27 protein-coding genes and 1 tRNA gene are annotated in these 23,832 nt (G+C 59.7%); 6 read left to right on the plus strand and 22 right to left on the minus strand.

Translation table 11 applies throughout. The features are described from left to right. Positions 1-130 precede the first annotated feature (130 nt). The 3 genes from QA648_RS15485 to tesB all read right to left on the minus strand — a co-directional run bounded on the left by QA648_RS15485 (position 131) and on the right by tesB (position 3,046). Entirely contained in the window at positions 131-1,570 is a 1,440-nt protein-coding gene (locus tag QA648_RS15485) for an ammonium transporter (RefSeq protein WP_104824683.1), read from the minus strand. Between the two features lie 27 nt (positions 1,571-1,597). Continuing rightward, positions 1,598-1,948, minus strand: a complete 351-nt coding sequence (locus tag QA648_RS15490) for a P-II family nitrogen regulator (RefSeq protein ID WP_199773498.1) — start codon at positions 1,946-1,948, stop codon at positions 1,598-1,600. A gap of 213 nt (positions 1,949-2,161) precedes the next feature. Further along, on the minus strand, positions 2,162-3,046 hold the full coding sequence (gene tesB / locus QA648_RS15495) for an acyl-CoA thioesterase II (RefSeq protein ID WP_104824684.1): 885 nt from the start codon (positions 3,044-3,046) through the stop codon (positions 2,162-2,164). Between the two features lie 83 nt (positions 3,047-3,129). Here tesB and QA648_RS15500 point away from each other — a divergent pair, with 83 nt between their 5' ends. Next, positions 3,130-4,344, plus strand: a complete 1,215-nt coding sequence (locus tag QA648_RS15500; protein WP_283047883.1) for a ubiquinone biosynthesis hydroxylase — start codon at positions 3,130-3,132, stop codon at positions 4,342-4,344. A gap of 27 nt (positions 4,345-4,371) precedes the next feature. Here QA648_RS15500 and QA648_RS15505 read toward each other — a convergent pair whose 3' ends face one another. The 5 genes from QA648_RS15505 to QA648_RS15525 all read right to left on the minus strand — a co-directional run bounded on the left by QA648_RS15505 (position 4,372) and on the right by QA648_RS15525 (position 7,242). Next, positions 4,372-4,560 carry a Trm112 family protein gene (locus tag QA648_RS15505; RefSeq protein ID WP_104824686.1) on the minus strand — a complete coding sequence of 63 codons (189 nt, stop codon included), beginning with the start codon at positions 4,558-4,560 and terminating at the stop codon, positions 4,372-4,374. Positions 4,561-4,569: 9 nt separating this feature from the next. Continuing rightward, positions 4,570-5,229, minus strand: a complete 660-nt coding sequence (locus QA648_RS15510) for an LON peptidase substrate-binding domain-containing protein (RefSeq protein WP_104824687.1) — start codon at positions 5,227-5,229, stop codon at positions 4,570-4,572. 232 nt (positions 5,230-5,461) lie between these two features. Next, a complete protein-coding gene (gene trxA, locus QA648_RS15515) occupies positions 5,462-6,439 on the minus strand; it encodes a thioredoxin (RefSeq protein WP_283047885.1) in 978 nt (325 codons plus the stop codon). 159 nt (positions 6,440-6,598) lie between these two features. Then, positions 6,599-7,108: a prolyl-tRNA synthetase associated domain-containing protein gene (locus tag QA648_RS15520; protein WP_283047886.1), complete on the minus strand. Its 510-nt coding sequence runs from the start codon at positions 7,106-7,108 to the stop codon at positions 6,599-6,601. Continuing rightward, the gene (locus tag QA648_RS15525; protein ID WP_283047887.1) at positions 7,105-7,242 is read right to left on the minus strand and encodes a hypothetical protein; all 138 of its coding nucleotides are present in this window, start codon (positions 7,240-7,242) and stop codon (positions 7,105-7,107) included. Before QA648_RS15525 ends, QA648_RS15520 begins: the two co-directional genes overlap by 4 nt. A gap of 109 nt (positions 7,243-7,351) precedes the next feature. Here QA648_RS15525 and QA648_RS15530 point away from each other — a divergent pair. After that, a tRNA-Gly gene (locus QA648_RS15530) sits at positions 7,352-7,426 on the plus strand. Positions 7,427-7,568: 142 nt separating this feature from the next. Here QA648_RS15530 and QA648_RS15535 read toward each other — a convergent pair. Beyond that, positions 7,569-7,853, minus strand: coding sequence for an acylphosphatase (locus tag QA648_RS15535; protein ID WP_283047889.1), 285 nt, complete (start codon positions 7,851-7,853; stop codon positions 7,569-7,571). Positions 7,854-7,950: 97 nt separating this feature from the next. Beyond that, a complete protein-coding gene (locus QA648_RS15540) occupies positions 7,951-9,222 on the minus strand; it encodes an MgtC/SapB family protein (RefSeq protein ID WP_283047891.1) in 1,272 nt (423 codons plus the stop codon). Positions 9,223-9,451: 229 nt separating this feature from the next. On the opposite strand from QA648_RS15540, the gene QA648_RS15545 reads away from it, so the two are divergent. The 3 genes from QA648_RS15545 to QA648_RS15555 all read left to right on the plus strand — a co-directional run bounded on the left by QA648_RS15545 (position 9,452) and on the right by QA648_RS15555 (position 11,604). Next, positions 9,452-9,808 carry a hypothetical protein gene (locus QA648_RS15545; RefSeq protein ID WP_283047892.1) on the plus strand — a complete coding sequence of 119 codons (357 nt, stop codon included), beginning with the start codon at positions 9,452-9,454 and terminating at the stop codon, positions 9,806-9,808. A gap of 139 nt (positions 9,809-9,947) precedes the next feature. After that, a complete protein-coding gene (locus QA648_RS15550) occupies positions 9,948-10,589 on the plus strand; it encodes a DUF1007 family protein (protein ID WP_283047893.1) in 642 nt (213 codons plus the stop codon). A 175-nt stretch (positions 10,590-10,764) separates the two neighbouring features. Continuing rightward, positions 10,765-11,604 carry a MipA/OmpV family protein gene (locus tag QA648_RS15555; protein WP_283047894.1) on the plus strand — a complete coding sequence of 280 codons (840 nt, stop codon included), beginning with the start codon at positions 10,765-10,767 and terminating at the stop codon, positions 11,602-11,604. On the opposite strand, the gene QA648_RS15560 is transcribed toward QA648_RS15555, so the two are convergent. The 11 genes from QA648_RS15560 to QA648_RS15610 all read right to left on the minus strand — a co-directional run bounded on the left by QA648_RS15560 (position 11,545) and on the right by QA648_RS15610 (position 21,741). Further along, the gene (locus QA648_RS15560; RefSeq protein WP_283047895.1) at positions 11,545-12,879 is read right to left on the minus strand and encodes a cyclopropane-fatty-acyl-phospholipid synthase family protein; all 1,335 of its coding nucleotides are present in this window, start codon (positions 12,877-12,879) and stop codon (positions 11,545-11,547) included. The two genes, QA648_RS15555 and QA648_RS15560, sit on opposite strands and share 60 nt — an antisense overlap. Next, positions 12,879-13,307 carry an EamA family transporter gene (locus tag QA648_RS15565; protein WP_104824695.1) on the minus strand — a complete coding sequence of 143 codons (429 nt, stop codon included), beginning with the start codon at positions 13,305-13,307 and terminating at the stop codon, positions 12,879-12,881. Before QA648_RS15565 ends, QA648_RS15560 begins: the two co-directional genes overlap by 1 nt. Further along, on the minus strand, positions 13,307-14,452 hold the full coding sequence (locus QA648_RS15570) for a peptidogalycan biosysnthesis protein (protein WP_283047896.1): 1,146 nt from the start codon (positions 14,450-14,452) through the stop codon (positions 13,307-13,309). Before QA648_RS15570 ends, QA648_RS15565 begins: the two co-directional genes overlap by 1 nt. Beyond that, positions 14,433-15,248, minus strand: a complete 816-nt coding sequence (locus tag QA648_RS15575; RefSeq protein WP_283047898.1) for an alpha/beta fold hydrolase — start codon at positions 15,246-15,248, stop codon at positions 14,433-14,435. Before QA648_RS15575 ends, QA648_RS15570 begins: the two co-directional genes overlap by 20 nt. After that, positions 15,238-16,110 (minus strand): fatty acid desaturase, encoded by an 873-nt coding sequence (locus tag QA648_RS15580; protein WP_104824698.1) that lies wholly within the window; start codon positions 16,108-16,110, stop codon positions 15,238-15,240. Before QA648_RS15580 ends, QA648_RS15575 begins: the two co-directional genes overlap by 11 nt. Then, a complete protein-coding gene (locus QA648_RS15585) occupies positions 16,107-16,460 on the minus strand; it encodes an EamA family transporter (RefSeq protein WP_283047901.1) in 354 nt (117 codons plus the stop codon). The genes QA648_RS15580 and QA648_RS15585 overlap by 4 nt, the downstream gene beginning before the upstream one ends. After that, complete coding sequence (locus QA648_RS15590) at positions 16,457-17,410, minus strand: arginase (RefSeq protein WP_283047902.1); 954 nt, start codon at positions 17,408-17,410, stop codon at positions 16,457-16,459. The genes QA648_RS15585 and QA648_RS15590 overlap by 4 nt, the downstream gene beginning before the upstream one ends. Positions 17,411-17,414: 4 nt before the next feature. Further along, entirely contained in the window at positions 17,415-18,836 is a 1,422-nt protein-coding gene (locus QA648_RS15595) for an aminotransferase class III-fold pyridoxal phosphate-dependent enzyme (protein WP_104824701.1), read from the minus strand. Positions 18,837-18,855: 19 nt separating this feature from the next. Next, positions 18,856-19,539: an MtnX-like HAD-IB family phosphatase gene (locus QA648_RS15600; RefSeq protein ID WP_104824702.1), complete on the minus strand. Its 684-nt coding sequence runs from the start codon at positions 19,537-19,539 to the stop codon at positions 18,856-18,858. Between the two features lie 169 nt (positions 19,540-19,708). Beyond that, positions 19,709-21,088 carry a HAMP domain-containing sensor histidine kinase gene (locus tag QA648_RS15605; protein WP_283047903.1) on the minus strand — a complete coding sequence of 460 codons (1,380 nt, stop codon included), beginning with the start codon at positions 21,086-21,088 and terminating at the stop codon, positions 19,709-19,711. Next, positions 21,085-21,741, minus strand: a complete 657-nt coding sequence (locus QA648_RS15610; protein WP_104824704.1) for a response regulator transcription factor — start codon at positions 21,739-21,741, stop codon at positions 21,085-21,087. The genes QA648_RS15605 and QA648_RS15610 overlap by 4 nt, the downstream gene beginning before the upstream one ends. A gap of 239 nt (positions 21,742-21,980) precedes the next feature. Between QA648_RS15610 and QA648_RS15615 the strand changes: the two genes are divergently transcribed. After that, on the plus strand, positions 21,981-22,265 hold the full coding sequence (locus QA648_RS15615) for a hypothetical protein (protein WP_104824705.1): 285 nt from the start codon (positions 21,981-21,983) through the stop codon (positions 22,263-22,265). A gap of 63 nt (positions 22,266-22,328) precedes the next feature. On the opposite strand, the gene QA648_RS15620 is transcribed toward QA648_RS15615, so the two are convergent. Further along, positions 22,329-23,744: a PLP-dependent aminotransferase family protein gene (locus QA648_RS15620; protein WP_283047905.1), complete on the minus strand. Its 1,416-nt coding sequence runs from the start codon at positions 23,742-23,744 to the stop codon at positions 22,329-22,331. Positions 23,745-23,832 lie beyond the last annotated feature (88 nt).

Raw genomic sequence — 23,832 nt, forward strand, 5'->3', positions numbered from 1 at the left:
GCAGACGGTCGCGCGAACAAAAAAAGCCCGAACCGAGGTCCGGGCCAAGAGCGGCTCATTTTTGATAAATGAACCGCGACGGGATGTTCTGCGACGTCGGAAACTTTGTTCCGGCGTCGCAAGCCCCAGATTAGGAATTGTGGTAAGCGGCTTCGCCGTGGGAGGCGAGGTCGAGACCTTCGCGCTCTGCTTCCGGCGTCACGCGGAGGCCGACGATCACGTCGACGATCTTGTAGAGGATCGCCGAACCGACGCCGGACCAGATCAGCGTGGTGAGTACACCCTTCACCTGAGCGAGCAACTGGGTTGCGGTGCCCGGATAGGAGGCTGCGAAGTCAGCCGTCGAATAGTCGACGATGCCTGCACCGCCGAGGGCCGGATTGACCAGGATGCCCGTCGCGATGGCGCCGAAAATACCACCAACGCAGTGAACGCCGAAGACGTCGAGGCTGTCGTCGTAGTTGAACTTGTTCTTCACGACGTCGACGAAGAAGTAGCAGATCGGCGAAACCAGCAGGCCGAGAACGATGGAGCCCATCGGACCGGCAAAGCCGGCAGCCGGCGTGACGGCGACGAGGCCAGCAACGGCACCCGAAGCAGCACCGAGCATCGAAGCCTTGCCGCGGGTGAAGGTTTCAACCACGCACCACGAAAGAGCGGCGGCAGCGGTGGCAACGAAGGTGTTGATCATGGCGAGCGAAGCGTAGCTGTTGGCTTCGAGGTTGGAACCGGCGTTAAAGCCGAACCAGCCGACCCACAGCAGCGAAGCGCCGACCATGGTGAGCGTCATCGAATGCGGAGCCATGATCTCCTTCTTGTAGCCGGTGCGCTTGCCAAGCATGATCGCGCCGACCAGACCGGCGATACCGGCATTGATGTGAACGACCGTGCCGCCCGCGAAGTCGATCGCGCCGAAACCGAAGACCATGCCCGACGGAGCCGAGTACGAGCTTGGACCACCCCAGAACCAGACCATGTGAGCGATCGGGAAGTAGATGAACGTGACCCACAGGAAGACGAAGAGCATCACGGCCGAGAACTTGATGCGCTCGGCGAAGGCGCCGACGATCAGGGCCGGCGTAATGCAGGCAAAGGTCATCTGGAAGCAGACATAGGTCAGCTCCGGAATGCCAACACCCTTGGTGAAGGTTTCGACGAGATCCTTCGGATCGGTGCTGACGCCAGCGAGGAAGGCCTTGGAGAAGCCGCCGACGAAGCTGTTCAGCGAGCCGCCGTCGGTAAAGGCAAGCGAGTAGCCATAGACGCACCAGATGATCATGACCATCGCGGTGATCATGAAGACCTGCATCAGGACGGAGAGCATGTTCTTGGCGCGGACGAGACCGCCGTAGAACAGCGCCAGACCCGGAATCGTCATCAGAAGAACGAGAACCGTGGAAACCAGCATCCAGGTGTTGTCACCCTTGTCCATGGTCATTGCCGGTGCTGCGGCAGCGGCCGGCGCTGCGGCTGTCGTGGCTTGCTGCGCAAAGGCAATCGCCGGCGCGAGCAAGGCCGCGGAAAGCGCGCCTACCCGTGCGAGAGTGGAGGAAAGCTTTGTAGATGTCATGCAGATAACTCCCTGATCGGCCGTGTCTTACAGCGCGTCTGAATCGGTTTCGCCCGTACGGATGCGCACGGCATGGTCAATCGAGTAGACAAAAATCTTGCCGTCGCCGATCTGACCCGTCTTGGCGGACGCCGCGATGGCTTCGACGGCCTTGTCGACGATTTCGGTTGCGACCGCGACTTCGATCTTCAGCTTCGGCAGGAAGCTGACGGCATATTCGGTGCCACGATAGATTTCGGTGTGCCCCTTCTGGCGCCCGTAACCCTTCACTTCGGTCACAGTCAGGCCTTGGATGCCGACAGCCGTGAGGGCCTCACGGACCTCATCGAGCTTGAACGGCTTGATAATGGCCATCACAATTTTCATCTGGTTTCCCATCCTTTGTTACCCTCGGCACGGAGCCGACTCTCCTTGCCGCTGACGACTGTTTCAGCAGCGACTGAGGGTACACATTCAAGGGACGTGCCAGATTCGTGACACTATTATAACTAATTGAATTTTAACGACTTTGCGGAAGGCACCTAATAAAGCGGCAGATCTCGGCGCGCCTCGCGCACAAATAATATGCAAATTTGAAAAATTGCATATTATTTAATCATTTGCCTTTTTACGAATCAAACCTTCCTGCGCCACCGACGCAATCAGGACACCAGAGCGCGTAAAAAGACTGCCGCGGGCCAAGCCGCGCGCGCCTGAGGCGCTTGGGCTATCCTGGGTATAGAGCAACCAGTCGTCGAGCTTGAACGGCCGGTGGAACCACATGGCATGATCGAGGCTCGCCACTTGCAGGCCCTGATCGAAAACCGACGTACCATGCGCATGAAGCGCCGCGTCGATGAGCGTCATGTCCGAGAGATAGGCAAGCACTGCATTCCGATAGAGCCGGTCATCCGGCACCGGTCCGGTCAGGCGAACCCAGATATCCTGCCGCTGGCTGGGCTCAGTACGGGAGAAATAATGATCGAGCGATACCGGCCGGATTTCGATCGCCCGCTTCCTCTCCCAATAGCGGCGCACATTTTCCGGCGCATTGGCGAGATAGCGCTCCTTGATCTGCTCCTCGTCCATCAGTTCTTCCGGAGCCGGCACCTGCGGCATCTCGCTTTGATGCTCGAAACCGGGCTCGTCGATCTGGAAGGAAACCGTCATCGCGAAGATCGCCTTGCCGTGCTGGATCGCCAGCACGCGGCGCGTATTGAAACTCGAGCCGTCCCGCAGGCGGTCGACCTGGTAGAGGATCGGCACAGTGGGATCGCCGGGGAGCATGAAATAGGCGTGCAGCGAATGCGCGAAACGATCGTCCGCCACCGTCCGCTGCGCCGCCATCAGCGCCTGGCCAATGACCTGCCCGCCGAAGACGCGCTGCCAGCCGACCTGCGGGCTGTTGCCGCGAAAAAGGTTCATCTCGATCGTTTCGAGATCCAGCGTCGCGAGCACGACTTGCATGGCGGTCAATTTCTCGTTCTCGCGCGACATTTTGCATGAACTCCGACGGTAGGAACCATGAATGGGATGCTCTATATAGAACAGGAAATGACAGTAGGACACGGGGAAGCGCTATGTTGGACATGCTGGTAGTGGGTGGCGGTTATGTGGGTCTCGCCGCCGCGGTTGCCGTCAAGCAGGCAGCCCCCCATCTTGACGTCATGGTCATAGAGGCCGCCCCGGAAAGCGCCTGGAAAAAGGACATGCGCGCCTCGGCGATCATCGCCGCCGCTTCAAAGATGCTGGACGTTTTCGGCATATGGGACGAGATCAAGCCGGAAGCGGAACCGATCACCCGCATGATCGTCACCGATTCGCGCACCAGCGATCCCGTGCGCCCGGTCTTTCTTACTTTCGACGGGGAAGTGGCGGAAGGTCAGCCCTTCGCCCATATGGTCCCGAACCTCACCATGGTCGGCGCGCTGCGCGGCGCTTGCGAGCGCCTTGGTATTCCGATTCGCCATGGCGTCAGCGCGACAGACTTCAAGACCGGCGATGCCAACGTTACGCTGACGCTCTCGGACGGCAGCGCCCTGGAAACAAAGCTGCTGGTCGCCTGCGATGGCGTGCGCTCCAAGCTCCGCGATATGGCTGGAATCAAGACGGTGAGCTGGGACTATGGCCAGTCCGGCATCGTCGTGACCGTCGAGCACGAGCGGCCGCACAATGGCTGCGCAGAGGAACATTTCCTGCCCTCCGGCCCCTTCGCCATCCTGCCGCTGAAGAACAATCGCGCCTCGCTCGTCTGGACCGAGCGCACCGCAGATGCCGACCGGCTGGTCGCCTCCGACGATCTGGTATTCGAAGAGGAATTGGAGCGCCGTTTCGGCCACAAGCTCGGCGCACTGCACGCAGTCGGCGAGCGCCGCGCCTTCCCGCTCGGCCTGACGCTTGCCCGCGACTTCGTCGCACCGCGCTTTGCACTCGCCGGCGATGCCGCCCACGGCATCCACCCGATCTCCGGGCAGGGCCTCAACCTCGGCTTCAAGGATGTTGCCGCATTGGCGGAAACCGTCGTTGAAGCCGACCGCCTTGGCCTCGATATCGGCTCGATCAATATTCTCGAACGCTACCAGACCTGGCGGCGCTTCGACACCTTCCGCATGGGGGTGACGACCGACGTGCTGAACCGGCTGTTTTCCAACGATATTACGCCGGTGCGGATCGCCCGCGATTTCGGCCTCGGCCTCGTCGACCGCCTGCCGAAACTAAAATCCTTCTTCATCGGTCAGGCCGCCGGCACGGCTGCCAGGGACAATCCACGGCTTCTCGCCGGCGAGGCGATCTGAGTTCCTTTATCGGGAGAACAATCCCCCTCAGTCCTCTAAGCGCCGCGCCTCCGAGATCAGCATGATCGGAATGCCATCGCGGATGGGATAGGCGAGCCGCGCCTTTTCCGACACCAGTTCGTTCTTTTCGCGATCATAAGTCAGCCGTCCCTTGGTAAGGGGGCAGACGAGGAGATCGAGCAGTTTCGGGTCCACCTTGCTGACGGTGATATCCATCGCAACCTCCTACTGCATGACGGAATCGGTATCCCCGAAGCGGGCGAGTACGATTTCGATGATGGCGATGAAGGTCTCCGCCCGCGTCTTCAGGTCGGGCGCTTCCAGCAGCGCCTGCTTCTCGGCGGGATCGAAGGGCGCCATCATCGCCAGCGAATTGACCAGCGTCATGTTGCTGGCGCGCTCCACGCTCTCCCAGTCCGCCTCCAATTTATTGGCGTCGAGATAGGCCCGGAAGGCCAACAGAAGTGCCGAACGATCGACTGTATCCTCCTCGTCGCGCGACTTGAGGTCGGAAATGAAGGGCGTAATACGGAAGCTGCGATAGGGATGGTGGCCGGTGATCTCGTCCATCAGCCGGAAGCGGCAGATGCCGGTCAGCGAGACGATATAGCGGCCATCGCCCGTCTCGGCGAAGGAGGTGATGCGCCCAAGGCAGCCGACATGCGCAAGATGCGGCGTTTCCGGATGCTCGCCGAGCGCCGGCTGCACGACGCCAACCAGCCGGTTGCCGGCGATCGCGGCATCGAACATCGAAAGATAACGCGGCTCGAAGATATTGAGCGGCAATTGCCCGGTCGGCAGAAGCAGAGCACCGGACAGAGGAAAGACAACCACCGAATCCGGCAGATCGCTTGGCTTCAGATATCTGGCATTGCCGACTTGCATGATTTTCGTCCCGCTACATCACCGTGCTGCGCCTTGTGAGACGCGCAAGAACGATACCCCAACGGACATTCTTCTTCCGTCACACGCCGCGCCACAGGACAATGTGACCCCCTCTCCCGAAAACACAAGAGCATTTCCGGGCAAAACGCCGAAGCATTTCGCTTTCCTGTTCAACCGAGGCAACCGCGACGCCCCGAATGGCGCGTCAGGTTCCTTCCGGACAGATGACGCCTTAGGAAAACAGGATCGACGAAAGCTTGCGACGCGCGGCAATGGTCGCCGGATCCTTGGCACCCCAAACCTCGAAGAATTGTAGCAACTGACGGCGCGCGCCATCGTCGTCGAAAGCGCGGTCGCGGCGCATGATCGTCAGCAGATGCTCGGCCGCCTCATCGCGCTTGCCCTCGACATTACGAATCTTGGCAAGTTTGACGCGCTGCTCGTGATTGTCCGGATTGACCGCCAATTCCTGTTCGAGCGCCACGGGATCGCCGAGCTTGCGGGCCTCCTCGATCTGATCGAGCTTCTTCACCACGGCCTGGATGCCGGCATCATTGGCAAGCGTTTCCGGCAGATCCGTCAGCGCCTCGCGCGCCCTTTGGCTCTGGCCGGCCGCGATCATGCACTCTGCCATGCCGGCAAGCGCCTTGGCGTTTTCCGGATCGGCCTGCAGCACCGCGCCGAACAGCTCGGCGGCGCCATTGATATCGCCCCCGGTGAGAAGACCGGCAGCCTCTTCCAAAATCGCTTCGATCTCTGCCGCCTGATCGCCGGCACCGTCAGCCGGACCACCGAGGCGATCGATGAACTGGCGAACCTGGCTTTCGGGGACAGCACCCATGAAACCATCGGCCGGACGGCCGTTGACGAAAGCAATCACCGCCGGGATCGACTGGATGCCGAGCTGGCCGGGAATGGCCGGATGATCGTCGATATTCATCTTGACCAGCTTGACGCGGCCCTTGCCCTCGTTGACGACCTTTTCCAGAACCGGCGTAAGCTGCTTGCACGGGCCGCACCAGGGCGCCCAGAAATCCACCAGCACCGGCTGGTTGCGCGACTCCTCGATAACGTCCCGCGCGAAATTCGCCGTCGTGGTGTCCTTGATGGGCGAAGCGCCGCCGGATGCGACAGGTGCGGCACCATAGGATGCCGAAGCCGACATCTGGCGGCCGAAGGACGCGTTATAAGGATTGTTTGAACCGCTCATGAGTGTCTCCCGCCTGCCGGTATCCTGGACCCTTTAAAGCATGATTCCAAAAGGAAAGAAGCAGCCTTTGGATAAAATCACGCCCAATGAAATAGCCAAAGCGACAGGCCAATTCGAAGATAGGTCCTCTCGCTCTAATCGTAGCGCTAAAATCGTATGTCAGCCCGTCACTTTCAAGACTAGCGGCGTATGACCCGTCGCCTCCATGAAGCGAAGGAGATCGCCGCTGGCAATCGAGGTCGTCGCGTCGTTCGACAACGGGTGGCAATTGACGATGTCGTGCTCCATCAATTCGGCATCGATCACAAAGGTAACGTTCTTGCCCGTATCGTTGATCGCCCCGAAGGCCGTCACCGCGCCGGGAACCACGCCCAGATATTCTAGCAGCTTTTCGGGTCTACCGAAGGAGACTTTGCTGGCCGCACCGATCAGCGTGTGCACCGTCTTCAGATCGACGCTCGCATTCTCCTCGACCGTCAGTAGGAAGAAATTGTCCTTCTTGTCCTTCACGAACAGGTTCTTCGTATGCCCGCCGGGGATTTCGTCGCGCAGCGACACCGATTCGGCAACAGTAAACACCGGCGCATGATCCTTGGTGCTGTGGGAAATGCCGAGGCCATCCAGGAAACGGAAAAGATCGTCGCGGGTTTTCGGGCTGTTGTCGGTCATGAGCGTCTCGCAATAAAAATATCCCGCCCCTGATACGTCGCCCGCAAATCCTTTGCAATCTTCCAGACGACAAAGCCCGGCGTCCTGGGGCTTTCCGGCGGGCAATGAAAAAAATGCAGATTTTTCTTCGCCACCTCGTCATTTCCCTGTTGCATTTGAAAAATGGTTAGGCCATATAGCGCCCGTCGCCGCAAGACGACGCCCAGCGGTCCAACACACTACCCCGGACGGCTGCGGATATGAGCGGGTGTAGCTCAGGGGTAGAGCACAACCTTGCCAAGGTTGGGGTCGAGGGTTCGAATCCCTTCGCCCGCTCCAGTTTTCTCAAGAGAATCAGATGGTTATAATGGCCGCTCGAGGCCATTTTGCATTTGCCGCAAGGCCGGTCTCTGAAGAGAGCCGGCACATATCGGCGCATTTGAAGCCATGAGAGATCCGCAAGTTGGCATTGCAGACGCGGTTAGCCGGTGATGCGAAACCCGGTTGGCATCTCCGCGAGGGTGGTCGGTTGCTTCTCCACGCTGGAAACGGATGCGCCGGCAGGCCCATGCCAGAAACGCTCGATCATGGTCGAAATCGCAGTGTCAGACCCGGCGATCAAAGCGAGGACGGACCCATCCGATTCGTTGCGGACCCAGCCTGTCAAACCGAGCCTTGACGCCTCGTTGCGGGTCCAAACACGGAAACTGACACCCTGTACCCTGCCGGTTATCCGTACCAGGGTAGCCTCATAATCATCGGACATAGCCACACCCATCTGGCAACACCATTAGAATGCCAAGCTGCAAAGCGGCGCGCAAGGGATGACTGATTCCCACGGCAGCCGGTTCTGGCCGATCATATCAATCGGGCATGAAGCTGCGCAGCATGAAATAGGCGACAGCGCCCGTGACGATCGCAATGGCTGATGCTTGCGCCAGGGCCATGCCATATTCGCGCGTGCCGGACGAGAAGGCCAGGACCGCCTTTGTCACGACATTGACGACGACAGCAATGAGGATGACGTCGGCAGCTGTCTTGACGTCGATCGTCGAGCCCGCGAGCCGTGCGGTCGAAAGTGTGACGGCGTCCACGTCCACCAGTCCGGAAATTGCGGCCACGACGAAAAGGGCGGATGCGCCGACATAGTCGATGGTCATTTTCGATATCAGACTGATCAGCCCGAGCAAGGCGGCGAACGAGAACACCATGCGCAATTCGAACGGATTCTTCAGCTTGATTTCCGGAACCTCCGTTGCGGAGCCGGAGCGCCAGACCCAGAGGAAGCCGGCAATCAGGAAGCCTATAATCGCCGGCACCAGGCCAGACGCCAGCGGCAGAAGCAAGTTGAAGGAAAGGGCGCTGCCGATCACCAAGACGCGGGCGAAGGACAAGGCGCCGGCAATAGCAGCCCCAGCGGCCAGATGTGCCGAGCCCTGCGGCGCCTCCTTCGAATGACGGGCGAAGGAAAGCGTCAGCGCCGTCGAGGAGACCAGCCCTCCCGCGGCGCCGGCGAGCAGGATGCCGCGGCTCGTGCCGGTCAGCTTGATGGCGACATAGCCCGCAAAGGAAAGGGCGGCGATGGTAATGGTCAGCAGCCAGAGAGAGAAAGGGTTGAGCGCTCCCCAGGGATCGAGCGCCTTATCTGGCAGTAGCGGCAGTGCAACCATGGTCATTGCCAGCAACACGAGCGCCGAACGCAGTTCCGGCCAGGTCAGTCCCCTAAGAAAGCCGTGCAGACTGTGGCGCGCGGCAAGAATTGCCGTCGTGACAACGCCACCGGCGGCCGCAGTCACAACGTCGCCGACGGCAGCCAGAACGCCCAGTCCGAAAACGACGAGAGCGGCGACGACCGAGGTGATGCTGTAATCTTCATCCTCTTTCGTTTCCTGCCACTTACCGGCGATATAGATGAGGCCGAGCAGGATGGCGATCGTCGCCGGCAGCAGTGGGCCGATCATGGACTGCAGTACGCCGGCTATTCCGCCCAGGAAACCGGTGAGGCCGAACGTGCGGATGCCTGCCGTTCTGCCGCCTGCCCGAACGTCGCGCTCCTGCCAGCCCCGCTCGATGCCGACAAGTAGGCCAATGGCAAGTGCGACACCGAGGCGTTGAAAGATTTCGCTGTGCTCCATGGCATAACGATATGCCTGTTGCGCCCGCGCGCAATCCACCTTCGTCTTTCAGGAAAAACCGCACGTTGATGTTCGCGTTCGCACTAGGGTGAACCGCATCGATCCGACAAAGTCCGGCTGCATTTTTGAGCCATGGAAACAAACGAAGACATTGAGGGAAACCAAGCGCGTTGTTTCAGGTTCTTGTTCGATACGATCTTTGCGCAATGGACAGTGATGGACCCGGATCATGATCTCTTGGGCGAAACCTCTTCTCATCTTCGAAGTCACGCTCTTTGCTGCCGCCTCGCTCGTCCACTCCGGCGTGCTCCTTGGCGGCTATGAGCATGCGCGGGCCGCGACAGCCGAGGGGTTGATTGCGGCGGTTCTGGCTTGCGGGATCTTCGCGTGCCTCTTTCAGCCGGCGTGGACCCGCTCCGTAGCTCTGGCGGTCCAGAGTTTTGCACTTTTCGCAACCCTCGTCGGCGCATTCACCATCGCCATCGGCATCGGCCCGCAGACGACGGCCGACCGTGTATTCCACCTGCTCCTGCTGCTGGTACTGATCTCAGGCTTTGTCGCCGCCTTCAGATGGAACAGTCCATAGAGTGGAGAGCTCAATCTCGGCACGAGTTCAGCACGTATCCAGCCATCCGTGACCGGAACCCGTCAGGGTCTCAAATCAGTCTCAATTGAAGTTCAGGCCTCGACACCAGAGCCACCGACGGATCACGGACAGAGCCTGAATGAAACGACTGACGATTCTGCCGATCGCGATGCTGTCGCTCCTTCCTGTCACGGCTCTTGCCCACCCGCATATATTTATCGATGCCAAGTTCGAGGTGGTCGCAGCACCAGACGGCTCGATTGCCGAGCTTCGCAATGTCTGGCGTTTCGACGAGGTCTTTTCCTCCTCGGTGCTGCTGGATTTCGACAAGAACGGCAACATGACGCTGGATGCCGGCGAGCTCAAAGCGGTGGGCAAGACGGTCAGGAATTCGCTTGCGCAATACAACTACTACACAAACGTCACCAGTAACGGCAAAGCGGTCGCGATGGCGAAGCCCGAGGCGATACAGGCGGATTATAAGGACAACGCCCTGATACTGACCTTCTCGCTAAAACCGCTGCAGAAGACCTTCCTCAAGGGAACCACGATTTTCGGGATTTACGATACGACGCTTTATACCGCGGTCGATTTCGCCGCGGACAGCGACATGGCCACCTCCGGAGAGGCATTTGCCCGCTGCAAGCGCAAGGTGGTGAGGCCCAATCCCAACGAGATCATCGCGCAGAACCAGGCGACGCTCACCAGTATGTTCTTCAACGACCCGATGGGAACGAATTATTCGCAGCTCGTAGCGACGAGGCTGGAGGTGCAGTGCTGAAATCGCCGTCGATCTGAGGAGCCAATCCGGTCGAAATGCAGGTGCGGAACAGCCTTAACCACCACCCCTGCTCAAGTTTTTTCTATTTTTGGAACCGCAGGCCGTGCTAGGAATGCGCGCGGGGGCGATCTGCCTGTAAATCGGTGTGGGGCGATCAGGGACGGGTGTTGGCAGAATGTTCAGCGTCAAAACATCTTTCGCCAGCGTCTCGGCGCTTGCCGGGATAGCTCTGCTGGCGACATCCGCAATCGGCGCGCTTCCGGCACTGGCGCAGGAGGCGACGAAATCTTCGTCGAGTACCTGGATCGTTACGCTTGGCGGCACGGTGGAATACGGCCCTTCCTACGAAGGATCGAAGCATCTCTCCTTCAGCGGCATGCCATCCTTCGATTTTCATCGCCTTGGCGAAACGCAGGACTACAGCGCTCCGGACGACAACATCGACTATAGCCTCTTCGAGGTTGGCGGCATCGAAGTCGGTCCGGTCGTCGGTCTGAGAGGTGGACGCTCGGCATTTGACGATTCCAGTCTGAACGGCCTGCACAGGGTTCACTGGAATTTTGACGCCGGTGCGTTCGCGCAATATTGGCCGATGGAAAATCAGTTGCGGCTGCGGGCGGAGACGCGTCAGGCATTGTGGGGCGGCGACGGCCTCGTTGCCGATCTGTCGCTCGACTGGTTCCAGCCCGTTGGAGATAGCTGGCTTCTGTCGGCGGGTCCGCGCATGTCGCTGGCGAACTCCACCTATATGCGCAGCAATTTCGGAATCTCGGCGAGCGAAGCCGTGAAAAACGGCCAGCTCGATGCCTTTGACGCCAGCGGCGGCTTGAAATCCGTCGGCTTCACGGTGGCCGCGACCTATACGATCTCGCCCGCCTGGAGCGTGCAGGTCTATGACAAATATAGCCGCCTCGTAAGTGATGCAGCCGACAGCCCGATCACCTCGCAGATCGGCTCACCCAACCAGAACGTCATCGGCTTTACGCTCAACAGAACGTTCGATATCCGGTTTTGAAGCCTGCTGCGCTTCGTTGCGGGCGATGTAGTCCCGCGTGACCGGAACGATGTCGTTGTGTTTGCTGATCTGGATCTGGAAGACGACGAGATCTTCATAGCGGAACGCAGCTTCCGCCGTCGAAAGATAATATTCCCACATGCGGCAAAAACGCTCATCATAGAGTTCCGCCACTTCGCCCCAGCGCGCCATGAAACGCTCGCGCCAGTTGGCAAGCGTCCAGGCATAGTGCAGGCGCAGCACTTCGACATCGGTGATCGTCAATCCCGCTGCCTCGACCTCCGGCACGATCTCCGAAAGTGCCGGAATGTAACCGCCCGGGAAGATGTATTTGTCGAGCCAGGGCGTGGTGAAGCCGGGCGTTGCCGAACAACCGATAGTGTGCAGCACCATGATACCGTCATCCTCGAGCAATTCGGCACATTTGCGGAAGAAGGTCCGATAGGATGACAGGCCGACATGCTCGAACATGCCGACCGAGACGATCCTGTCGAAATGACCCGTCAGGCTGCGGTAGTCCCGGAGCGCGAACTGAACCTCCGCCCTCGATCCCTCCACGGCGCCCTGCAACCGTTTCGAAGCATAATCGTGCTGCTCTTCGGACAGGGTGACGCCGAGGACATAGCCGCCCGGTGCCTGCTCGGCCAGGTGCAGGGCAAGGCCGCCCCAGCCGCAGCCGATGTCGAGAATGCTGTTGTCCGGCTCGATCGACAGCTTGGCCGCCAGATGCCTTTTCTTCGCCAGTTGCGCCTCTTCAAGCGATTGACCGGGATGGGCGAAGTAGGCGCAGGAATATTGCCGGTCCGCATCCAGAAAAAGCTCGTAGAGCCGCCCGTCGAGATCATAGTGATGCGCGACATTTGCCTTGGAACGCCCCGGCAGATTGCGGTGGCGGAAAATCCGCAGCCTCGTGCGGATGTGATCGATGACACGGGCAATGAGCGGATGCGTGCTGTTCTGCGCCTCCCGCAGCATCATTGCGACGAAATCGTAGAGCGAGCCGTGTTCGACAAGAAAACGGCCATCCATGTAGAGTTCGCCGAGCCGTAGGTCGGCGTCGACAAGGAAAGCCCACTGCGCGCGGGTGTCGGTGAAGCAGACATGGACAGGTTGACCAGTGCCATCGCCGAAAGTCAGGACGCGGCCGCCTGCGGTCGTCACCGTCAGTGATCCCCGCGTTACGATGTGCGACAGCGCGCGTCTCAAGCTCCAGTCCGCAAGGCCGGACGCGATGCTGACGCCCTTGTTTTGGTCTTCAGCTTGCAATCGGGACATCACTTATCCTTACCCGTGTCGGTACTGAGCGAACCGCGCTTTGGCGCCCAGCCATTTTGGTCTGAGGTTTCGCCCGCTGCACTGGCGATCAGCCAGACGCCCGTCAGGATCAATCCGCTGCCGATGACCTGCAGGCCGACGACGGGCTCGCCGAAGACGAACCAGCCGGTAGCTATGATCAAGACGTAGCTGATGCCGGAAAGGGGGAAGGCCCGGCTCAGATCAAGCTCGGAAAGCACATTCATCCAGATGAAGAAGCAGAGGATTTCGGCGGCGATCGCCGCCAGGATCCAATGCGACGTGAGCGCCTGCCACAGCCAATCCGCTCCGCCGTCACCGTCCAATTGCGCGGCTCCATGCTTGATGAAGAATTGGTACAGCGTGTTCAACACCGGCACCGCCAGCCAGGATAAGCGCATCGACATCATCAGCCCGCCTCATCTGTCGAAAACAGCGGCGAAACCAGCCGCAATATTTTCTGGAGAACCGGATTGCGGTGGCGAAAGAACATCGCATTGGCGGTGAGCTTGCTGCCGAGCCGCACCTTGTTTTCATAATAGGCCTGACCGCTCTGGTAACGGCGTATGCCGTGCTCCAGGCAATAGCGCAGATTGGTGAACCAGCTCAGGAAATAAAGATTGTAGGGCCGCCCCTCTTCGCCATCCATGCAGAAGAATTTATCGATGGCGGCGCGTCCGTCATGGACGATCAGATTGGCAGCAAGAAGCCTGTCATCGACGAAATAGAAGGCGCAGAAAGAGCGACCGTCCATCCGGGAAAGGATTCCCTCGAAGTAACCGGCCGTCAGTTCCTCGAACTGCCATTCGCTGCGATTGCGTGTGTCGTGGTAGAGCCTCATGACCTCGGGCAGGAAATCGCCGAAATCCGTTCGAATCTCGACCCTGACCCGCGCAAAGGATTTCAACTTGCGGCGCATGTCCTTGCGCGTGCCGGAAGAGAGCCGGGCGAGATATTCGTCGATCGTCTTAAAGTCGATATCGAGCCAGGCGGTCGGCAAGCCGCCGATCATGGCGTAACGGCGGGCCGACAGCGGTCCGTCTAGCGCGGGGGCAACCGGCTGGGGAATGTCCTTGAGGCCCATCAGCGCGCAATCTTCCGTTGCCGCAAGCTGTTCGAAGAATGACAGCAATTCGGCAAACAACACCTCGCGGCGTTCCGGCGGCACATCGGGATGAAAGCCGACCGCGCCCGTTTCCGTGCAGGGAGAGCCGAGACAGGCGAGGCGCAGCGTCAGGAAGCCAGCAAAGCGCTGCCGCACCCACCGTATGCCCCTGCGCAGCGCGCCCTCTTCCAGCGTCGTGTCCAGGGCATAGGGGCAGAGGAAAGCCGGCATTGCGGCGCTGATCCGCCCGTCCTCGGCGACCGTGATGTAGCGCCATTCGAAGCCTTCGATACCGGCCTCCTCGATGGCCAGCAGGCAATCATAATCCTCGACCTGATCATGAAAGCAGGCGTTCCAGGCATCGCGGCCGATGGCGCGAATGCTGAAATGCACCTCGGCGACCGGATCGCGCGCCGGCGTCGGCGAAGGACTAAGCGAGCGCTGAAGCATGGCTCGCCTCGAAGAAATCGGCGGTGAATTCCGCGACCTGCCGGTGCTGACGATCGACGTGGATCATGTGATAGCTGTCCTTGATCCACTTCAGCTCATGCGGGCCGCCAATGTGCTCGGAAATGTAGCGGGCGTGCCTCGGATTGCTGAGATCGTCTTCCTCCGCGTGCAGGATCAAGGTCGGCACGCGAATGTCGGGCAGCACGCCCCGCAGCGTCTTGCCCAAACGGTGCATCTCGACGATGCCGCGGCCAGGGAATTTTTCCAGCATGCCTTCGCCCGCCATTGCCTCGACCATGCGGCGCAAACGCTCGTCCTTGATGCCAAGGGATGAATTCTCTTTGAAATTGAGACGGTCGAGGAAGGGAATGCGCGATAGCCAGCCGATATGCGGCGACAGCAAAGTGTAGTGGCGTGGCACGTCCCAGCCATCATAGTGGAAACAGGGCGAATAGATCGCCACGGCCTTTATGAGATCCGGGCGGCTATTGGCGGCGAGCATCGACAGCTTGCCGCCCACACAGATGCCTGCCGCGAAAATATGCTGCGTGCGCCGCGCCATGAATTCCGCCGCCTGTACCACGCTGTCCAGCCAATCCTCCCAATGAGAGAGCCGTAACGCCCTGACATCCTCGCCGTGACCTGCCAACAGCGGTGCGTGGACGCTGAACCCTCTGCGGTTGAGCTGACGCGCGACAAGCTTCATTTCGGCCGGCGCACCCGTTAATCCATGAATGAGGAGCACGCCTTTGCCGTTGTTTCCTTCGAGAAAGAAACTCAATTCCTCAGATTTCATGGGAAAGCTCCGCCTGCCGGTTTTCCTTGGCCATGAAGCCAAGGGCGTGGCAGGTGCTGATGACATGCGTGCCGGCCTTTTCCTGCTCTTCCTTGATCTGCTCGTGCAGCGTGCTCAGCTTCGTCCAATGGGTCCGCGGCCGGTAATGGTGCTCGGCATGATAGCCGTTGCCGAACCACAGCCAGTTGTAGAACGACTTGTGGCTGCTGACGCCCCAGGCGATCGGCTCGTCCGGATCGCCGTTCAGATGCTCGTAATAGCCGTTCAGCGACGACAGGCAGTTGCCGAAATAATAGAAGGGCACGAAGAACAGCACGGCCTTCCAGTCATAGATCAACGCAATTGCAGCAAGGCCAAGGAAGAAAAAGAGCTCGAACCGGCCCCATTTTGCATCGAACGGCCGCGTGCGGGCGATAGCCTTGTGAATGTCGCCGAGACTGTCCCGAAAGAAGCTCAGAAGCGTATAGGACCACACATTCTCCGGCTCGCCGTTGCGGCCGTGGCGATAGATCGACAGGAGATCGATCGTATCGCCCTTTTCGTCCGGCCGATCGCTATTGCCGGAGTGATGGCGCATGTGCACCCAATGATAATAGGTCTGCGAGAAGCCGATCGCGACCGATTCCAGCAGGCTGAACGCGTAGTTCATCCAGCGCGGCTTGAAATAGGGCGTGTGGATGAAATTATGGGATATGCTGTTGATATTCCACGAGATCGACACTGCATACAGGCAGCCGAGGACAGCCGAGAGCCATAACGGCCGGCTTTCGAAACCGACGATCAGATAGATGTCGAAAGCGAGATGCGCCACAGCGGCCAGAACCGGCGCGGCATCCCATCTGGTGTGCGCAAAGATTTTCATAGTCCGGTTACTCCCACGCAAGCCACGCCGGCGGTCACGAGGAACACACCCGTCGCGTGGCGGAGGTTGATATTTTCTTTGAAGATCAGGGCTCCGGCGAAGACGATGACGACATAGCTCAGCGCCATCAGCGGAAAAGCGATGGAGAGGGGGACGTGCTCGAGCACGGCGGTCCAGGCGAGCAGCTCCACCGCCCAAAAGAAGATGCCCAGCCATGTGACGGGCTTGGTCAGCGCCGAAAGCAATGCGTTTTCGCTTGCCGAGTGCTTGAAGCAGACCTCGCGCGCCGTTTCCGCCAGCACGCAGAAAAGGATCAGGCCGAGCATGGGAAGGGTCAGGCTGCCGCTCATGCCATGTACTCCGCCAGGACCTCCAGCAGCGCGTGGTTTGCGGCACTGTTGATATTTCTGATCGTTTCGGCCCTTGGCCGGATATGCGGCTGGTCGATAAAAACCTCGGCCCTTTTCAAAATCCTGGTTTGAAAAGGGCCGGCATAGCTCGGGGCCGAGTAGTCGCCGATGACGTCTGCGCCGATAATGCGATGGCGGTTGCCGATTTCGCTGATCAGCGCCAGCAGGTAGGGCAGCCGCATACGGCCCTGGTCCCAGTTCGTCACGGCGTCATCCGCCACCAGCACATCCTTGTCGATCGTCAGATAGACCGCTTCGGTGCGAATCCGGCTCAGCATCCGGTCGATGAAATTTTCCTCGCCGATCTCGGAAATGGATTTCCAGTGCAGGGCGCCCTTCTCCTGCCGATAGCTGGCGCCGCTGCCGTATTCGGCCAAAACACGGCTCGGCGGATGTTCATAAGGATAGAGCTCCAGCTTGCCTTCGCCGAGCCAGTGCAGATTGGCGCCTTTGCGCTCCGGGCTACGAAGGTCGTGGCTGCAAACGCCAATGGTGATGACCTTTTGGATATGGCGGTTGGCCAGCGCGCTGTTGACCCAGGAGCCGCAATGCATCCCGCCATTGAAGGTGACCCAATCCGGATGATTGTCGAAATGAATGAGCGTCGTCGCAATGGACTGCCGCTCCAGAGCCCCATCGAGAAGCAGCGCCGTCACATGATGAAAGTCGCCGGAGCCCATGAAACAGAGCTGCGGATCCTTGCCGATTGCGGGCGTGTTCCGGACGATGTTGCGGCCGAGTTCGGCAAGCGCCTTCTGCTTGCTCCAGAGCCGCACCACCCTGCCGGTTCCTTTATCGGCATATTGGCACGCGCCCGCAAACTTGCAGGCGCGCACGAAATCTGGCTGCAACTCCAACGCATCATCGAGATGAAGAAGAAGGAGTTGCACCGGTCTATCTCCGGGCTGCGCGCGTGAGAAGCTGATCGAGCAGGGCAATCGCCAGATCGATCTCCTCGCGGGTAATGAGCAGGTTCGGCGCGAAGGTGATGACGTTCTTGTGGTAGCCGCCGACGTCGAGCACGAGGCCGTACATCTTGGAACCGACCTGAATGTCGCCCTTCATGCCCTCGTCGCAGAGCCAGTCCATCGTCGCCTTGTCCGGCGTGTAGCTGTCGTCCTTGCAGATCTCCATCCGCAGGGCCAAGCCGAGACCGTCGACCTCGCCGACGATGGCATGGCGCTTCTGCAATTGTTTCAGCCCATCGAGGAAATAAGCGCCCTTGGCCATGATGGCCGCGCCGAAATCCTCCTCTTCCAACATCTTCATGGTTTCGAGAGCCACGGCGGTCCCCATCGGGTTGCTGGCGAAGGTGGAATGTGTCGAACCGGGCGGGAAGATTTCCGGATTGATCATCTCTTCCCTTGCCCAGACGCCTGAAAGCGGATTGAGCCCATTGGTGATCGCCTTGCCGAAGACAAGAGCATCGGGGGAAACGCCGAAATGCTCGATCGACCAGAGTTTGCCGGTGCGGTAGACGCCCATCTGGATTTCGTCGACGACGAGCAGAATGCCGTGTTCGTCCAGCACCTTCTTGAGTTCGATGAAGAAGTTCATCGGCGGAATGACGTAGCCGCCCGTGCCTTGGATCGGCTCGATGTAGAAGGCGGCATATTCGGACTTGCCCGCCTTCGGATCCCAAACGCCGTTATATTCGCTCTCGAACAGACGGGCGAACTTCTGAACGCAGTGATGCCCGTACTCTTCCTTCGACATGCCCTTCGGGCCGCGGAAATGATAGGGAAATTCGATGAACTGCGCCCGATCCCCGAAATGACCGTAGCGGCGGCGGTAGCGGTAGCTGGAGGTGATGGCCGAGGCGCCGAGGGTGCGGCCGTGATAACCGCCCTCGAAGGCGAACATCAGGCTCTTGCCGCCGGTATAGTTGCGCACCAGCTTCAGCGAATCCTCGACGGCCTGCGAGCCGCCGACGTTGAAATGAACCCGCCCCTTGCGCCCGAACTTGCGTTCGGCGTCCTGGGCGATCATGGCCGCCAGCTCCACCTTTTCCCGGTGCAGATATTGCGAGGCGACCTGCGGCAGCCGGTCGAGCTGCCGGTGTGCGGCGGCATTCAGGCGTTCGTTGCGGTAGCCGAAATTGACGGCGGAATACCACATCTGCAGATCGAGGAACGGCGTCCCTGACTGGTCGTAGACGTAGGAGCCTTCGCATTCCTCGAAGAATTTCGGCTTTGCCGTATAGTGGACCGTATCGCCATGGGAGCAATAAGCCTCCTCAAGGATGCGCAACTCCGCCTCAGATTTGACGGGCGATTGCATCTCGCCACTGAAGGCTTCGACTACATTGGTTTTCATTAATGCCTCTCGGTCTGGTTCACGCGATCTTGGAATGCAGCAGCGCGCGGTGCTCCCGTGCGGCACTGGGAAGAATGGCTTTCATCTTTGGAAGCAGGTCGGCGAAATTGTCGAAGCCGACATAGGAAATGCCGCGGTCATCGCAGTAATCGGCGAGCTTGGCTTTTGCGAAGACGAGATCGACCTTGTCGGCAACACAGAAATCGCTTCGCCCATCGCCGATGTAGATCTGCAGTTCAGTTCCCCTGACAACCCGGCATTTGCAGACGCCTGAACCGGACATGCAGCCGGCTGCCGTGGGCGACGGAGAAAGAGAATACAAGTCTCGGCCATGAGCGAAGCGATAGGTGAGGACGTTGGCGACTATTCTGAGGTCGCCGATGCCGTGACGTGCCAGGATATGGCGAATGAAATAGTCGACCCCATCGCTGACGATCGTCACGGGCAGATCACTGCGGTTGCAGTATGACAGGAAACCCTCAAAGCCGGGGTCGATGGACACCCCGTCCAGGAGAGCCTCGAGATCTTTGCGGCTCGCCTGCACGAGGGCGATCTGCCGGCGCATGCATTCGCCCGACCCTATCAGCCCCTGTTTCCACTGCTGTTCTATGTCTTCCCATTCGGAACCGGCGAAACGGGACAACACCATATCCGTCGCGTCTTCGATGGATATGGTTCCATCAAAATCGCAAAACACCTGCATAAAAAAACCCTTTCGCCTTATCCTGAAGTTGCGTTTAGCAACCACGGATGAGCCAGGCATGAGGGCAGGATGATGCGAAAATGAAAAACGAGCAGCCCCACGACTTCGTGAAAAGCTGAACCGTCCAGCGATGAGCACCGAGCGCTCGGATGGGTATATAGGGGTCGCTCTATTGGTTTTTGGGCAACCGCAGATCGACCCGCAGGCCCGTGCCCCAACGCGGCGTCAATAGCTGGATTGAGGCCGCCAGCCGGTCGGCCGTATCGGCGACGATCGCAAGACCGAGGCCGGCCCCTTCAGTGTGAAGCGTATTGAGCCGATAGAATCGCTGGAAGACCGCAGCACGCTCATCGGGCGGTATGCCGGGCCCGCTGTCGCTGATCGATATCAGCCAGAGCGCGTTTTCAGAGGAGATCACGACTTCGATCTTGCCGGCAACGGGTGTGTATTTGATGGCATTGTCCAACAGATTGCCGATCATCATGCGCAGCAGCGATTCATCCGTTTTGACCTGCGCCGTCTCGTCGCCTTCCAGCAGCACATCGAGCTGACGGCTGGTGATGATATTGCCGAATTCCGCCAGAACCGATGCCACCATATGATAGAGGGCGACGGGCGTCGGATTGAGGGGATGATGGCTTACCCTGGCAAGCCGCAACAATTGCTCGATCAGATGTATGGCGCGATTGTTGCTGGCCACGAGATCGGCGATGATCGTCTGCCGTTCCTGCTCATTGTCGGTATTGTCCAGCATCTGCAGCAGCAGCTTCACGCTCGCCTGCGGGGTGCGCAATTGATGTGCCGCAAGATCGGAGAAGCGCCGTTCGAGGGTCAATGAGTGACCGAGTTTCTCCAGAAGCTGGTTGATTGAGCGGCCGAGCGGCAAGAGGTCACGCGGCAGGCCCTGGACAGGGATGGCGGAGAGATCGTCGGGCGACCGGGTGCGAATCTGGCGTACCAGCCCGTGGATCGTGCGCAGGCCGCTGTTGATGCCAAGCCAGATGAGGAAGCCGATGACCGGCACCAGCACAAGCAGCGGAAAGAAGAGATTGAGCAGGATGTTGGAGACCAACGTTTCCCGCAGGGCGATCTTCTCGCCGATCTCCATGACGATGGTCGTGTTCGGTATCGGCAGCGAGTAGACCCGCCATTCCTCTCCCTTATAGGTGAGCGTGGTAAAGCCGACCTTCTGCTGCGGCACATCGGACTGGAACGCCGTGCTGCTATAGAAGCGGATACGGCCATCCACCCATGCGCGAAACATGTGGGCGTCAGCATAGTCGTCGGCGTCCTCATTGAAGGATAGCTGGTTGTCCATATTGAAGTCGATATCGTCGATCTTCTTCGGAGAGCGGTCCGGCGATCTTTCCAGAGGGCGACGCAGCAAGCTCCAGATAACGTTCGCATCGTCGATGAGCTGGGCATCGTAGATATTGTTGATTTCGCGCGTTGCGCTGTTGAACGCGAAGGCGCCGATCACCACGATCGTCACCGCCACGACCGGCGCTATCCTGAAGAAGAGTTTGCGGGTTAGCGTAGACCTGATCATCGTTCGATCATGTAGCCGACACCGCGGATCGACTTGATGAAATCGGTGCCGAGCTTTTTGCGCAGGTTGTAGATCGTCACCTCGATGGCGTTGCTTTCGACGCTGTTCTCGGCATCGTAAAGCGCATATTCGATATCGTTCTTGGTCACGTATCGGCCGCTGCGCTCCATGAGCAGCTTCAGCAGATGGAATTCCTTGGCGGTGGTATGAACCTGCGCGCTGCCCTTGCGGGCGACCATCGCCGACGGGTCGACCTCGACATCGCCGCATCGTATGAGGCTTTCGGTTCGCCCATCGCGGCGGCGAATCAGCGCGCGCAGGCGGGCAAGCAGTTCGTCGAGATCGAACGGCTTGACCAGGTAATCATCGGCGCCCTCATCGAGCCCCTCGACCTTCTGCCGTACCGCATCGAGCGCAGTCAGCAGCAAAACCGGCACCGCATTGCCCCGCTGTCGAATGCCTCTCAGCACCTCCATGCCATTGAGCTGCGGCAGGTTGATATCGAGAATAACAGCCGCGAAATGCGAATGCTGCGCAGCTTCGAGACCGGACTCGCCATCGCGCATCCAATCGACACCGTAAGCGTGTTTCTCCAAAGCCTTCTTGAGGGATGATCCGAGAATATTGTCGTCTTCAACAAGCAGAACACGCACGGTCGATCTCATTTTGCCAACGGGGATTAGAAAGCCGATGTGAACCGCAATTGAAGCGGCCTTGTGGCGGAGCTATACTGTGATGCGTCAGTTCAACAAGACCTGCAAGAGCGTATTAGAGCTGCTTCCCAGTGTCCGATTGTCTTTCCCATCCCTCTCTCGGCATTCGACCCTATCCAAAGACGTTTGGTCTGCATGTCTTGTCCGTAGACTGCGGGCGGAGCTGAGGCTGCAGGGACATGAAAACGTTCGCTCTTGTCGTTCCGTCGCTGATCTCAATCACCTTCGCCCTTTCCTTCACCGCCTTCGCCGCGAACACCGCAACCACGGGAAGCGGCAATTCCGCGCCATGCGCCAAAATGGTGGAGAGTATCAATAATGGGTTGAAGACATCGGCGATCAGCGCCGCCGACAGAAAGCGGGCAAGCGCCCTGGTGGCTGAGGGTCTCAAGCGTTGCAAGGCCGACGACTATTCCGGCGCCAACAGCTATTTCATCGACGCCTTGAAGATGCTGCATAAGTAATGCATCCGGCACTCCCGCTGGCCGCAGCGGTCCGCTAACTGGCGGCAGGCATGCTGGCGGATCTCAGACACTCGCGCCCAATGCCCGCATCGACGCCGCCAGGACCTCGAAAATGCGAGCATCCGTTGATTGCGCAACATTGAAGCGGAGGAAATTGCTTGCCGCATCCCTCTGGCTGAAGGCATTGCCGGGTGCCAGGATGATGCCTTCGGCGAGACAGGCGCGGGCGACGTCGGCCGCATTCAGCCCCTCCGGCAGCCGGCACCAAAGGAACATGCCTGCCTGTGGCTTTAGCCAGGGCGTGATGCCGATTGCCTCCAATCGGGAGATGGTTTCGCTCATGGCCTTGGCAAGCCGGACTCGCAACGCCTCGATATGCTTGCGATAGCCTCCGTCCTTCAGGGCCGAGAACAACAGCTCGGCCCCCAATTGGCCACCGCTGAAGTTGGTGGCGATCTTCAGATCGACAAGGCCGTCGATCCAATCCCGCCGCGCCGCGATGAAGCCGCAGCGCACCGAGGCCGACAGCGTCTTCGAGAAGCTGCCGATATGGATCACCCGATCGAGCCCATCATAGGCGGCAAGCCGCGGCGCCGGCACGTGCTCGAAATCGGCAAAAATATCGTCTTCGATGATGATCAGGTTGGAAGCATCCGCCAGCTTCAACAGGCGATGCGCCGTCACCGGCGACAATGCGGCGCCGGTTGGGTTGTGAACGGCGGAATTGGTGATGTAGAGGCGCGGCTTATGTCTTTCGAGTGCCTCGGCAAACCGCTCGATATCCGGCCCTGTCGGCGTGAAGGGCACGCCGACGATATTGGCCCGGTGCGCCCGCAGGAGAGCGTGGAAATTGAAGTAGCAGGGATCGTCGACCAGCACGGTATCGCCGGGTTCGAGCAGGAACCGGCAGAGAAGATCGATGGCCTGCGTGCCGGATTCCATAAGCATGATTTGATCGGGCGACGCCGTAATGCCGTGTTCGCCCATGCGCCGCGCCAGAAGCTGCCGCAACGGCGGCAGGCCGAGCGGTGTTCCGTAGTTGGTGAGAATGTCGCTCCCGCCGGTCCGCGCCAGGGTTCGCATCGCTCGACGCAGCGCCGCTTCCGGCATCCAGGAGGGCGGAAGCCAGCCGCAACCGGGCTTCAGAACAGTGTCGTCCACCTCCAGCGATTGCCGCGAAATCCAGAGCGGATCGACATCGCGCTCGAGCGGGGGAGCGATCTCCGACAGGGAAAGCGGCGCGAGCGGCCCACAGACGTAAAAGCCGGAACCGGGCCGCGAGCGGATGACACCCTCGGCCGCCAGCCGCTCATAAGCCTCGACCACAGTGGAAACGGATACCTGCATCGTCCTGGCGAAGCTGCGCACCGAAGGAAGCCGCGCCCCCGGCACCAAGCTGCGTGCGGCAATGCGATTGGAAATCGCCGCCATCACGACCTCGATGCGCGTGCCGCTGGCCCCATTCGTAGTATCGTTCATCCGTACTGCACCCCACACCATAACAGTTTGCAAAAATTGTACTGCGCCGTCTCTGGAATGACCAGCCGACTTCGCCGATACCGGCCGA

Source organism: Rhizobium sp. CB3171 (assembly GCF_029714265.1).
Taxonomy (GTDB): domain Bacteria; phylum Pseudomonadota; class Alphaproteobacteria; order Rhizobiales; family Rhizobiaceae; genus Rhizobium.

Coding starts and splice junctions, on each gene's coding strand:
- QA648_RS15485 (WP_104824683.1), bottom strand. CDS start 1,570: ATGACATCTACAAAGCTTTCCTCCACTCTCGCACGGGTAGGCGCGCTT.
- QA648_RS15490 (WP_199773498.1), bottom strand. CDS start 1,948: ATGGGAAACCAGATGAAAATTGTGATGGCCATTATCAAGCCGTTCAAG.
- tesB (WP_104824684.1), bottom strand. CDS start 3,046: ATGTCGCGCGAGAACGAGAAATTGACCGCCATGCAAGTCGTGCTCGCG.
- QA648_RS15500 (WP_283047883.1), top strand. CDS start 3,130: ATGTTGGACATGCTGGTAGTGGGTGGCGGTTATGTGGGTCTCGCCGCC.
- QA648_RS15505 (WP_104824686.1), bottom strand. CDS start 4,560: ATGGATATCACCGTCAGCAAGGTGGACCCGAAACTGCTCGATCTCCTC.
- QA648_RS15510 (WP_104824687.1), bottom strand. CDS start 5,229: ATGCAAGTCGGCAATGCCAGATATCTGAAGCCAAGCGATCTGCCGGAT.
- trxA (WP_283047885.1), bottom strand. CDS start 6,439: ATGAGCGGTTCAAACAATCCTTATAACGCGTCCTTCGGCCGCCAGATG.
- QA648_RS15520 (WP_283047886.1), bottom strand. CDS start 7,108: ATGACCGACAACAGCCCGAAAACCCGCGACGATCTTTTCCGTTTCCTG.
- QA648_RS15535 (WP_283047889.1), bottom strand. CDS start 7,853: ATGTCCGATGATTATGAGGCTACCCTGGTACGGATAACCGGCAGGGTA.
- QA648_RS15540 (WP_283047891.1), bottom strand. CDS start 9,222: ATGGAGCACAGCGAAATCTTTCAACGCCTCGGTGTCGCACTTGCCATT.
- QA648_RS15545 (WP_283047892.1), top strand. CDS start 9,452: ATGATCTCTTGGGCGAAACCTCTTCTCATCTTCGAAGTCACGCTCTTT.
- QA648_RS15550 (WP_283047893.1), top strand. CDS start 9,948: ATGAAACGACTGACGATTCTGCCGATCGCGATGCTGTCGCTCCTTCCT.
- QA648_RS15555 (WP_283047894.1), top strand. CDS start 10,765: ATGTTCAGCGTCAAAACATCTTTCGCCAGCGTCTCGGCGCTTGCCGGG.
- QA648_RS15560 (WP_283047895.1), bottom strand. CDS start 12,879: ATGTCCCGATTGCAAGCTGAAGACCAAAACAAGGGCGTCAGCATCGCG.
- QA648_RS15565 (WP_104824695.1), bottom strand. CDS start 13,307: ATGATGTCGATGCGCTTATCCTGGCTGGCGGTGCCGGTGTTGAACACG.
- QA648_RS15570 (WP_283047896.1), bottom strand. CDS start 14,452: ATGCTTCAGCGCTCGCTTAGTCCTTCGCCGACGCCGGCGCGCGATCCG.
- QA648_RS15575 (WP_283047898.1), bottom strand. CDS start 15,248: ATGAAATCTGAGGAATTGAGTTTCTTTCTCGAAGGAAACAACGGCAAA.
- QA648_RS15580 (WP_104824698.1), bottom strand. CDS start 16,110: ATGAAAATCTTTGCGCACACCAGATGGGATGCCGCGCCGGTTCTGGCC.
- QA648_RS15585 (WP_283047901.1), bottom strand. CDS start 16,460: ATGAGCGGCAGCCTGACCCTTCCCATGCTCGGCCTGATCCTTTTCTGC.
- QA648_RS15595 (WP_104824701.1), bottom strand. CDS start 18,836: ATGAAAACCAATGTAGTCGAAGCCTTCAGTGGCGAGATGCAATCGCCC.
- QA648_RS15600 (WP_104824702.1), bottom strand. CDS start 19,539: ATGCAGGTGTTTTGCGATTTTGATGGAACCATATCCATCGAAGACGCG.
- QA648_RS15605 (WP_283047903.1), bottom strand. CDS start 21,088: ATGATCAGGTCTACGCTAACCCGCAAACTCTTCTTCAGGATAGCGCCG.
- QA648_RS15615 (WP_104824705.1), top strand. CDS start 21,981: ATGAAAACGTTCGCTCTTGTCGTTCCGTCGCTGATCTCAATCACCTTC.
- QA648_RS15620 (WP_283047905.1), bottom strand. CDS start 23,744: ATGAACGATACTACGAATGGGGCCAGCGGCACGCGCATCGAGGTCGTG.